Source organism: Thermoanaerobaculia bacterium (assembly GCA_035260525.1).
Lineage (GTDB): Bacteria > Acidobacteriota > Thermoanaerobaculia > UBA5066 > DATFVB01 > DATFVB01.
Genome location: DATFVB010000112.1, coordinates 1 through 10,437, shown reverse-complemented (window position 1 = coordinate 10,437; position 10,437 = coordinate 1). Strand labels below are relative to the sequence as shown.

General features: G+C 70.6%; 11 protein-coding genes. 1 reads left to right on the top strand and 10 read right to left on the bottom strand.

Annotated elements, in window-relative coordinates:
* From dapA to VKH46_05500, 9 genes are all read right to left on the bottom strand, one after another.
* On the bottom strand, nt 1–776 hold a 776-nt coding region (dapA, locus tag VKH46_05540), incomplete at its 3' end, for a 4-hydroxy-tetrahydrodipicolinate synthase (protein ID HKB70287.1).
* Entirely contained in the window at nt 773–1,453 is a 681-nt protein-coding gene (locus VKH46_05535; GenBank protein HKB70286.1) for a dihydrodipicolinate reductase C-terminal domain-containing protein, read from the bottom strand. The genes VKH46_05535 and dapA, both read right to left, overlap by 4 nt.
* Nucleotides 1,450–2,814, bottom strand: a complete 1,365-nt coding sequence (locus tag VKH46_05530; GenBank protein ID HKB70285.1) for an aspartate kinase — start codon at nt 2,812–2,814, stop codon at nt 1,450–1,452. Before VKH46_05530 ends, VKH46_05535 begins: the two co-directional genes overlap by 4 nt.
* 5 nt (nt 2,815–2,819) lie before the next feature.
* Nucleotides 2,820–3,947, bottom strand: a complete 1,128-nt coding sequence (asd, locus tag VKH46_05525; GenBank protein HKB70284.1) for an aspartate-semialdehyde dehydrogenase — start codon at nt 3,945–3,947, stop codon at nt 2,820–2,822.
* 246 nt (nt 3,948–4,193) lie between these two features.
* Nucleotides 4,194–4,853 carry a zeta toxin family protein gene (locus tag VKH46_05520; GenBank protein HKB70283.1) on the bottom strand — a complete coding sequence of 220 codons (660 nt, stop codon included), beginning with the start codon at nt 4,851–4,853 and terminating at the stop codon, nt 4,194–4,196.
* A complete protein-coding gene (locus tag VKH46_05515) occupies nt 4,843–5,562 on the bottom strand; it encodes a type II toxin-antitoxin system prevent-host-death family antitoxin (GenBank protein HKB70282.1) in 720 nt (239 codons plus the stop codon). The genes VKH46_05520 and VKH46_05515 overlap by 11 nt, the downstream gene beginning before the upstream one ends.
* Before the next feature lie 99 nt (nt 5,563–5,661).
* On the bottom strand, nt 5,662–5,967 hold the full coding sequence (locus VKH46_05510) for a hypothetical protein (protein HKB70281.1): 306 nt from the start codon (nt 5,965–5,967) through the stop codon (nt 5,662–5,664).
* A gap of 2 nt (nt 5,968–5,969) precedes the next feature.
* The gene (locus VKH46_05505; protein HKB70280.1) at nt 5,970–6,218 is read right to left on the bottom strand and encodes a hypothetical protein; all 249 of its coding nucleotides are present in this window, start codon (nt 6,216–6,218) and stop codon (nt 5,970–5,972) included.
* A gap of 374 nt (nt 6,219–6,592) precedes the next feature.
* Nucleotides 6,593–6,955: a DUF5946 family protein gene (locus VKH46_05500; protein HKB70279.1), complete on the bottom strand. Its 363-nt coding sequence runs from the start codon at nt 6,953–6,955 to the stop codon at nt 6,593–6,595.
* Between the two features lie 204 nt (nt 6,956–7,159).
* On the opposite strand from VKH46_05500, the gene VKH46_05495 reads away from it, so the two are divergent.
* Nucleotides 7,160–8,866, top strand: coding sequence for a hypothetical protein (locus tag VKH46_05495; protein ID HKB70278.1), 1,707 nt, complete (start codon nt 7,160–7,162; stop codon nt 8,864–8,866).
* A 38-nt stretch (nt 8,867–8,904) separates the two neighbouring features.
* On the opposite strand, the gene VKH46_05490 is transcribed toward VKH46_05495, so the two are convergent.
* On the bottom strand, nt 8,905–10,437 hold a 1,533-nt coding region (locus VKH46_05490; protein ID HKB70277.1), incomplete at its 5' end, for an alpha/beta hydrolase.

Genomic DNA, 10,437 nt, shown 5'->3' with positions numbered 1-10,437 from the left:
ACGGGAATCGGGTTCGACTCGCAGAAGTTCGCCCGCATGAGCGGGAAGAGCCGGGCGTGGATCTCGCGCGCCGCGGCGAAGTTCCCGGCCCGAGCCTCTTCGACCATGCGCGAGAAAGCGCCGGGAGCTTCGTTGGAGACGACCGCGATCGCGCCGTCGGCGCCGAGCGCGATCATCGGGAGCGCGAGCGAATCCTCGCCGGAAAGCACCGCGAAGCGTTCCGGGCGGCTCCGCAGGATCTGCGAGGCCTGGTCGAGGTTCCCGGACGCCTCCTTCACGCCGGCGAAGCGCGGGTCTTCGGCGATCCGGAGGACCGTATCGGGCAGGAGGTTGACGCCCGTGCGCCCGGGCACGTTGTAGACGACGATCGGGAGGTCGACCGCGTCGGCGATCTCGCGGAAGTAGTCGCGCATCCCGGCCTGCGTCGGCTTGTTGTAGTACGGCGTCACGACGAGCAGCGAATCGGCGCCGGCGCGGCGGCACCGGCGAGCGAGCGCGACCGTCCGGCGCGTGTCGTTCGTGCCCGCACCGGCGACGATTCGGACGCGCCGCGTCGACTTCTTCGCCTCCTCGACGACGATCCGGACGACGAGCTCGTGCTCCGCCGGGTCGAGCGTCGCCCCTTCCCCGGTCGTCCCGCACGGCACGAGGCCGGCGACTCCCTCTTCGATCTGCCATCGGACGAGCCGGCGCAGTGCCGCCTCGTCCACGCGGCCTTCGGAGTCGAAGGGCGTCACGATCGCCGTGAGAACGCCTCCCAGTCGGTTTTCGGTCATGGCCTGCTCCTTTCGAAGAAGTCGTCGAAGGTCACGGGCCCCTTCGGCCCGGTCTCGACCATCCATTCCGCCGCGCGCACGGCGCCCGCCGCGAAGATCCGCCGCGATCGCGCGCGATGGACGAGCCCGAGGCACTCGTCGGGCCCTTCGAAGAGCACCTCGTGCTCGCCCGGCTGCCCGCCCTGGCGGAGGGCGGCAATCGGGGGCGCCGCCCCCGCCGGGCGCAACGGCGCGATCGTCTCCGCGAGAAGGCGCGCGGTTCCCGACGGCACGTCCGCCTTCTTCGCGTGGTGGCGCTCGACGATCCCCGGCTCGAACTCGGGGAACGGAGCCAGCATCCGGGCGGCCTCGGCGACGAGACGCCTCAGGACCGCCACGCCGATCGAGAAGTTCGGCGCCGCGAGAAAGGCGACGCCGAGGCGAGCCGAGAGCGCCCGCGCGGCGGCGGGGTCCCAGCCGGTCGTCCCGCAGACGGTCGGAACGCCCGCTTCGAGGAGGGTTTCGACGTTGCCGCGGGCGGCGTCGGGACGCGTGAACTCGAAGGCGACGTCGACCCCGCGCGCCGCGTCGAGCCGGTCTTCCCGTCCGATTCGCGCGACCGTCGCGTGACCGCGCTCGGCGAGCATCTCTTCGAGCGCGCGTCCCATCCGGCCGCATCCCACGATCGCCGCCCTCACGCGCATTCCTCCGCGCGCCCCTCGATTTCCTCGAAGAACGTCCGGTGGAGCCTTTCGAGCGCGGAGCGCACGCTCCCCTCGTCGATCACGAAAGTCAGGTTCGTCTCGCTCGCGCCCTGCGAGATCATCACGACGTTGATGTCGTCGAGCGCGGCGAACGTCTTCGCCGCGATGCCGGGTGTCGTCCGGAGACCGCGTCCGACGACGCTCACGACGGCGAGGCCTCGGATGGTCTCGACCTCGCAGAAGCGGCCGAGGTCGCGGACGACGTCGTCGACCGGCGCCGACGCCGAGACCGTCGTCGAGATCGAGATCTCGCTCGTCGCGATCACGTCCACGGGAACGCGGTGCTTCTCGAAGACGGCGAAGATCCTCGAGGCGTACCCCTCCGAGAGCAGCATGCGGGGATTGCGGGCGAAGATCGCCGCGGCTCCCGGGCGCGCGGCCAGCGCCCGGACGCCCGTCCCGCCCGCGTCGCGGCGGATCTCGGTCCCCTTCCCGCCGGGCCGGGCCGTATTGCGGATCCGCACCGGGATGCCGCTCGCGACCGCGGGACGAATCGTCGCCGGATGGAGGACCTTCGCGCCGAAGAAAGCGAGCTCCGAGGCCTCGGCGTAGGAGACCTCGGGCACGAGGCGCGCCGCGGGAACGACGCGGGGATCGGCCGTCATCAGCCCGTCGACGTCCGTCCAGATCTCGATCACGGAAGCTCCGAGCGCGGCGCCCAGGAGCGAAGCCGAGTAATCGGAGCCGCCTCGCCCGAGCGTCGTCGTCTCGCCCGCCCGGTCCCGCCCGACGAAACCTCCCGTGACGGCGACGCCGTTCCGGGCGAGACTCGTCCGGAGAACGGCCGTGTTCGCGGCGATGGCGCTCTCGTCGGCGACCGCGGCCCCGAAGTCGGAGCTCGTGGCGACGAGCTCGCGCGGGTCGTGCCAGGTCGCCTCGCACCCGCGGGCGCGCAGGGCCGCCGCGACGATCCGCGACGAGAGGAGCTCGCCCGCCGCGAGAATCGCATCCCGAGTCCGGCCGGAGAGCTCCCCGAGGAGCACGACACCGGACACGAGCTCATTCAGGCGTCCGAACGTCAGCGAGATCTCCTCGACGAGCCGCGAGGCGTCGCTCCCGGAGATCCCCGCCTCCTCGACCGTGCGGAGGTGACGGTCTTCCAGGGCCCGGAGCCGGTCGCGGGATGCCGTTTCGTCGCCGTCTCGGGCGGCTTCCGCCGCGGCCGCGAGGGCATCCGTCACGCCGCCGAGCGCGGAGATCACGACGAGGCGCCCTTCGCGCCGCCGGGAGGCGACGATCCGCGCGACTTGACGGATGCGCGCTCCGTCCTCGACGGACGTTCCCCCGAACTTCATGACGATCAATTCGCCGCCTCGCCGGCAGCGCATTTCGCCGCCTCGCCGGCAGCGCATCGCACCGTCTCTCCCGTCGTGCATCGCGCCGCCTCCGCGCTCCCGGCCGCGGCGCGGCCGACGAGCCCGCGCGCGGCGAGGAGCTCCGCATTCTCGAGCGCCGCTCCCGCCGCTCCCCGGACCGTGTTGTGGACGAGCACCGTGAACCGCGCGTCGAACCACGGGTCGCGCCGGAGATTACCGGCGAAGACGGCCATCCCGCCCTCCCGCTCGACGTCCCGGGCCGGCTGCGGACGGTCCGGCTCGTCGAGGACGACGATCGGGGCTTCGGGCGCCGAAGGAAGGCCGAGGCGCTGCGGCTCGCCCCGGAATTCGGCGAGCGCGCTCCGGATCTCCGAGAGCTCCGCGGGCCTCTTCAGCTTCACGAAGACGGATTCCGTATGGCCGTCGCGAACCGGAACGCGGTTGACCGAGACGGAAATCGGAAAATTGGCGCGGAGGATCTTGCCCGGCTCCTCCTCGATCTTCTCCTCTTCCCCGGCGATGTGCGGAATGACGTTGCCGGCCGCGTCGAGCGACGCGACACCCGGGTAGCCCGCGCCCGAGAGGGCCTGGAGCGTCGTGACCGTCACATGGGCGATCCCGAAGAGCCTTTCCAGTGGAGCGAGCGCGAGCGCGAGGCCGGCGACACAGCAGTTCGGGTTCGTCACGATGCCGCCGCCGCCCGAAGACCACGGCTGCCGGGGAAGGAGGTCGATCGATTCGGGATTGATCTCGGGGACGAGGAGAGGAACGGCGGGATGCATGCGAAAGGCGGAGGCGTTCGAGACGACGACGTGGCCGTCCCGCGCGTATCGCGGCTCGGCCTCCCGCGCCGTCTCCGCATCGAGGGCGGAGAAGACGACCGTGGATGCGAGCGGCTCGCCGACGCGCCGGACCGTCAGCCGCGCGGCCGCCGCCGGGATCGCGCCCGGCAGGATCCATCGCGCCGCCTCGCCGTAGCTCCTTCCGGCGGACCTCTCGGAGGCCGCCGCCTCGGCGAGCTCGAACCACGGGTGGCGGTCGAGGAGCTGCACGAATCGCTGCCCCACGGCTCCCGTCGCCCCGAGGACTGCCACCGGAATCCTGTCTGCCACTCTCCCCTCCTCCCGAAAAACGCCGCAAACGAAAAAGCCCGCCTTGCCGGCGGGCTTCGTTCAGTGCGGTTGTGCTTTTTTTGGGTTTATCCGAACGAAATCCCGCCGCTCTCAGGCTTGCGCTTGAGCTGCTTCTTCGACTTTCGAACCGTCGGAAGCGCGGAGCGGAATTTCATTCGCGGATCAGTGTGCCCGAGAAGAATTTTCCTGTCAACGGATTTCTCGTCGAGAGAACGGCGCCCGCGTTCACCGCTTTCCTCCGGGCGCCGCGTCGAGCGCAGCCTGGACGACGGGCTTCGCCCACTCGGGCACCGATTCGGGGGCGCACATCTCCGCGATCCGGCGCCTCCGCGCGTGCAGGATGAGCCTGGGAGAGGGAGCAACGCCGTCGCTCGGGTCACCCTCGATGCTGTTGTCGTAGATCCAGAGCTCCGTCAGGCGAGGCACCAGCCGCACCAGATTCGTCCGGCTGCTGTCGTATCGGCTGCGGATTCTCGCCTCGGGAATGTCGTGTCCCCCTCGAGCGACCCGAGCGCGGACCCGCGCGACGTGCAGATCCGGAGTCGTCAATCCGACGTACCACACGCGAACCTCGAGCCCGGCGGCGGCGGCCTTCTCGAGACGAGCGGTGATCGTCCGGCCACCGAGAGTGGTCTCGAAGTTGAAATCCGTTCGGTTTTCGATCGCCTGATCGAGGCGCCGAGCGCCCTCCGCCCAGGCGGCAGCGTTGGCCTCCTCGGGCGACAGTCCCGGGTCGTGTTCGAGGATCTGCCGCGTCGCCTCGTCGGGATCGAAGTATTCGGCGCCCGTGGCGTGCATCATCGCGCCGAGGATGCTGCTCTTGCCGGCCCCGTTCACTCCGGCGAGGACGTAAATTCGGCCCGTTCCGGGTGGATCAGCCGCCATTCCGGGCGGCGGCGACCGCGGCCTTCGCGAGCTCTTCCGGCGACGCCTCGAAAGCCGTCTGGGCCGCGCGCCGCGCCTTCGATCCCTGCATCCGGTCGACGAGCGCGTCGAACTTCTGCGTCAACGCGCCGAGCCGAGCATTCCGCGAGCGGCTCAAGCTCTCGAATTCTCCGATGGACACCATCACCGCCCTGGGAGAGTCGTGCTTCTCGATCACGACGCGGCCTCCCTGGACGGCCTTCTCCAGATAACGGCCGAACTCGTTCTTCGCTCGAGTCGCGCTGACCGAGACCACCTCGCCGTCCGACGGCCGCGCCCGAGAACCGACGCCGGCGCCGATCCGCAGCGCTCTCTCCAGAGCCTCCGGCGCCACCGGACGAACCAGGGGCTGGACGGCCCCGAGCTCGGCGGCCGCCAGAGCCGTCCGGTTGCTCCACTCGTTCAGAACGAGGATCACCGGCACGTCCACGGCTTTCGATCGCAGCGCGCGGACGAGGCCGAGCGAGTCTTCGTCGCGTATGCGGACGTCGAACAGAATCGCGTCATAGGCTTCGCCCGCCGCCCGTCGAATCGCGGTGGGGCCGGCGCGAACCGCCTCGATCTCGAACCCGCGGCCGGAGAGCCGCCGTGACGCGGCGGCCGAGGCCGCGCTCTTACGGCCGATCGCGAGAATCCGGATGCCGCCGCCGATCGCTGCCATATCAGCCATTTTAGCTATTTTAGCCAAATAGGCAAGCCAGAGAGCGAGACGGCGAGAGCTCGTCGAGGCGCCGCCGGCCCCGAACGGATCGACCTTCGCGCGCCGCCGTCAGCCTTCGCGCTCGAGGAAGTCGTTCTCGATCGGAACGCCGCTCTCGGCAAGGCGGCAGAGCCGCTCCCACTGCGCCGCCTTCTTTTCGAGGAAGACGAGCAGGCGCTGGCGCGAATCCGCGCTGATGCCCTGGTGCTTCAACCGATCGTGCTCGGCCTGGAAAGTCCAGAACGCCTTGTCTTCGCCCCAGAAGATCGAAGCGGTCTGGTCGTTGAACCGCTTCTGGCTCACGAGGGCGTTCTTGAACGCGGTCAGGAGATTTCGGACTTCGTGGATCTTGTCGAGCAGCGGATCGTGCGACATCGTCAGGCCTTCTTCCCTTTGTTCGCGCGGAACTGGCCGAAGTCGACCTCCATCTCCCACAGCGCCTGATCGCGCCAGCCGTGGTCGACCGGGCCGAACCAGGAGATGTAGTGCCGGCCGTCGCGCCGGACGGACACCTGGCGGATCGGCAACCGAGGGTCGTCGCCCCGGTGGCCGCGCGCCATCGAGCGGCGGATCCGCTCCTCGCCCGCCGGGCTGAATCGGGGATGATTGAACCGGGATTTCGTCAAGCCGGGAACCTTCGCCTTCCTGCCGGCCGTGCCGGCGCCGGGGAGCATTTCTCGCGCCGGTTCGTCGTCGAATCGGTTATCTCGGTTCGAATTCAGCAGCCGGGCTGTCGAAAGGCGAGCGAGGCGAGAAAGTGATCATAACATCCTCGGTCCCCGGCGCTGCGCCCCCGCGGCCCGTGCTACCCTGACCGCACGAAACCCGCGACACTTCTCCTCGCTATCCTTCTCCTGGCGTTCTCCGGATGCGTCACCGTGACGCTCAATCCGAGGCGGGAGCGGGAAGTCCGCGTGTCGGGAACGGCTTCCGCACGATCGGCGCCGGCAGAGAGCTCAGCGGCGTCGAAAGCCGCGACCCCGGCTGCCCGGTAGCGAAGTCACTGCCCGCGCAGGCGGTACGGCCCCTCGAGGAGCTCCGCGACCCGCGCATGCTCCCGGCTCCAGCTCGCCCACACCGCCCGCGCCCACTCCTCGATCCGGCGGTCGCGCTCGATTCCCTCCGGCGCGGCGAGAAGGTCCGCGACGCCGAGGGCCGCGCGCCCGTCCGGCGGCGGCAGCGCCGGCCACTCCTTCATCCGGTTGCCGAGCTCCATGTGCGCCCGCTGGACGCGCCGCCCGTCCCACCCCTTCTCCGCGAGGAGATACAGGCCGATCAGCCCCGCCGCCGTCGCGATCGGCTTCGGGTTCTCCGCGGCGTGCTGCGCCGCGTACGCATCGACGGCGTGCTGGTGGATGAACACCCCGCCCGCGCGCGTCAGCGTATAGCGACAGCTCGTCGAACAGGTCCCGGCAGCGCTTGGAAGCGGGAAGCGGCGCGCCGCAGGAAGCACAGAGGACGTCCATCCCGGGATTGTCCGTCACTCGGGTTCGAGAGCCGACCCCACAGTTCACCCTCTGCTCTCGAGCCGCGCCTCGCTCCCGTTTCGTTGAATAATCGAGGCCGCGTGGCCTCGACGTCCAAAGTTCCCGTTCGGATCGACCGCCTCCTCGCGAGGCTCGAAGCCGCGCGCCGGGAGCGTGGCGCGCAGGAGCGCGTCGATGCGATCCTGGCAAGGCTCGAGAAGGCGACGTTTCGGGACCCGGAGGCCCTCGTCCGGTTTCACGACGCTCTTCTGTACTTTTCGGCTTTTCCGAGCCGGCCGTCCGTGCGGCGGCGAGCCGAGTCGATCCTGGGAGCTTTCGCCGCGCGCGTCGCGTCCCTCGGAGCCGATCCCGCCGCTCTCGAGGGCGGCGGGCACTCGGGAATCGCGCAAACGTCGGTCACGACGACGTTCTCGTTCGATCTCCTCCGGGCGCTGCGACGCTCCCGCGGGAAGAGCCTGCGGATCGCCTGGGAGCTGCAGAATGCCCCCGACCGGCTCGGCGCGGGACTCGCCCGCTTCCTTCCCCTTCTCGAGGAAGAGGCGCTCGTCGACGCCAACGTCCCCTACGCCGCATGGCTCCGGGCGGCGCGAAACCGCGACGCGGTGTCGTGGCTCCTCTCGCGTTTCGAAAGCCTGCCCGAGACTCCCGCGGAACGGGCAGAGCTCTTCGACGCTCTCGCGCTGCCCGTCACCTGGGATCTCGGCCGATCTCCGTGGAGCCGGACCCGTTTGCGGGTTCGCCGCGGCCCGATTTTCTTCCACGGGAAGACTCTCCTCGCCCGTCGGGACATCGACCTTCGCCGAGAGATCGCCGGCCCCCGGCTGCCGGTCCGGCGCCTGGCGTCGGCGGCGGGCCTCCGGACGCTCGACGCCGCGCGTGCCGCCCTCGCGACGCGCTACCGCGAGTTCTACGGGTTCAACCACGGCGACGCCGCGCGTGTCGTCGAAGCGGACGCCGGACGCGGGCTCCGCATCCATTTCTTCGGCCTGCCGCCCGCCCGCCGTCTCCCCCTGCGGGGGGCCTCCGCCTTCCTGATCGTCCGAAACGGAGTTCCGATCGGATACGGGGACGGCTTCATGCTGTTCGAGCGCGTCGACCTCTCCTTCAACGTCTTTCCCGAGTTCCGCGACGGCGAAACGGCCTTCGTCTTCGCGCGCCTCCTCCGGGCGTATCGCGGGAGGTTCGGCGTCACGGTGTTCTCGATCGATCCCTACCAGATCGGCCTCGAGAACGAGGAAGCCATCGGATCGGGCGCGTTCTGGTTCTACCGCCGCCTCGGCTTCCGCTCCGTCTCGACCCGGATCGAAGGGATCGCGCGCCGTGAAGAAGCACGCGTCGCGCGACGCCCCGGCTACAGAAGCTCTCCGCGAACGCTGCGCGCGTTCGCCGCCGCGGGCATGATTCTGGACGGCGGGGATTCCGAAGCGCGCGAGTGGGATCGCTTCCACATCCGCAATATCGGCCTCGCCGTCGAACGGAAAATGGCGGAGTCGGGACTTTCGGCGCCGAAATTTCGAGTCCGCTGCGCGGCCCGGCTCGCGCGCCTCCTGTCGGCCGGCCCCGCGCGGGAAGGTTCGGCCGGCTCGGACGCTTTCACCTCTCTCGCCTGCGTGCTCGATCTCGTGCCGGGGATCGCCCGGTGGGACGCCGCCGAACGGGAGTCCCTGGCGAGGATCGTCGATGCAAAGCAGGGCCCCTCCGAAGGGCGCTACGTGCGATTGCTCCAGAAGCACGCCCGGCTTCGGAGAGAGCTCCTCCGGCTGGGCGCGAAAGCCCGGACGGCATAGCGCGACTTTTCGCGAACAGGAAACGCCCGGCGGCCGGTCTACGGCTTGCGCTTCAACGTCGACCGCTCGGTCGGGCCTTCTTCGATCTGCATCCCGGTGACGCTCTCGCCGTCGCGCTGGAACTCGACGAAATACCCGGGCGGCGCGCCCTCGATGCGGAAGCGGGAGGCCCCGACAGGCGTGAGAAGGAACTCGCGGCCCTCGCCCAGCACGACCTGCAGGGCGGCGCCGCGGCGCCGGACGACGAACTCGTGGCCGTCGGGACCGGCGTAGGCGCCGGCGAACCGGTCGAGCTCGGCCTCCGGGATCGCGACCTCGGCCGCGCGATCGTCGCGAAGCGCGAACGGGACCGGGACGATCGCCGCGACGCAGCTCGTGTCGAGGCCGGCCTCGGTCCCCGACTCGATCAGCGCCGCGGCGACACGGCTGATGCACTCCTCGGCCCCCTTCTCCCCCTCGTAATCGTGGCCGGCTCCGGGGATCACGACGCGCTTGGCGTGCGGGAGATGCTTCGCCGCGCTCTCGGCGTCCGCCGCCGGCGTCACCGGATCGCGCTCGCCCGAGACCAGGAGGGCAGGCGCCTCGGACTTCACGGGGAGATCGAAGCCGGGCGGCACCTCGCCCCGCGGCCACTCGGCGCACGCGGCTTTCTGCACGCGCGTGCGGAAGTCGCCGAGGAACGTCCCCCGCGCCTCGGCCTCGGCCTCGGCGGACGTGAAGAACGGCACGTCTTCCGCGCAGGTCACCGACAGGAAGAAGCCGTCGGAGAGCGACGCCGCGAGGTTTCCCCAGAGATACGCCCCTTCGGCGAGCCGCGAATAATCGCCGCCGGCCGCCATGTGCGCCTGGAGCGGGATCTGCGCCGCCGTGATCGGCAGGTACAGCATGTAGCGGATCGTCTGGGCCGCCGCGCTCCGGCCGAGCACGATCTTGCGCGGCTCCCCGGTCTTCGCGTCTTTGATCGTCACCTCGGCCGGCTTCGCCTCGAGCCGCGAGAGGAGGCGAGCGACGTCGCCCCGGACGTCCGGAAACGACGCGTGGCAGCCGGCGTCCTTCGCGCACGCCGCGATCACCTGGTCGAGCGCCCTCTGCGCGTCGCGAGCGAAGAAGAGGGGCGCGCGGGTGCCCGGAGGGACGACGCTCTCGAGGACCGCCGTCCGCACGTGCCGCGGGTGCCGGCGCATGTAGACGAGCGCCGCGAACGTCCCGTAGGAGCCGCCCTCGAGGTTGATGCGATCGTAGCCGAGCGCGGCGCGCACGTCATTCACGTCGTCGACCGCGTTCGCCGTCGTGTAGAGCGCCAGGTCCGCGCGCGGCTCGAGGCGCTTCCGGCATTCGCGGACGCCCGCGGCGGGGAGGAAGCTCTCGAGGAAGCCGAGCACGCCCGCGTGCCCCTGGAGCGACGGGCACTGCAGGCCGTTCGAATCGCCCGTGCCGCGCACGTCGACGAGCACGAGGTCGCGCTTCCTGTTGATCTCCGCGTTTCCCGCGGCGGCGCCCGCCGCCGCCTCGACCGCCGACTCTCCGGGCCCGCCGGCGAACAGGAAGACGGGATCGGGCGCGCGCTCCGA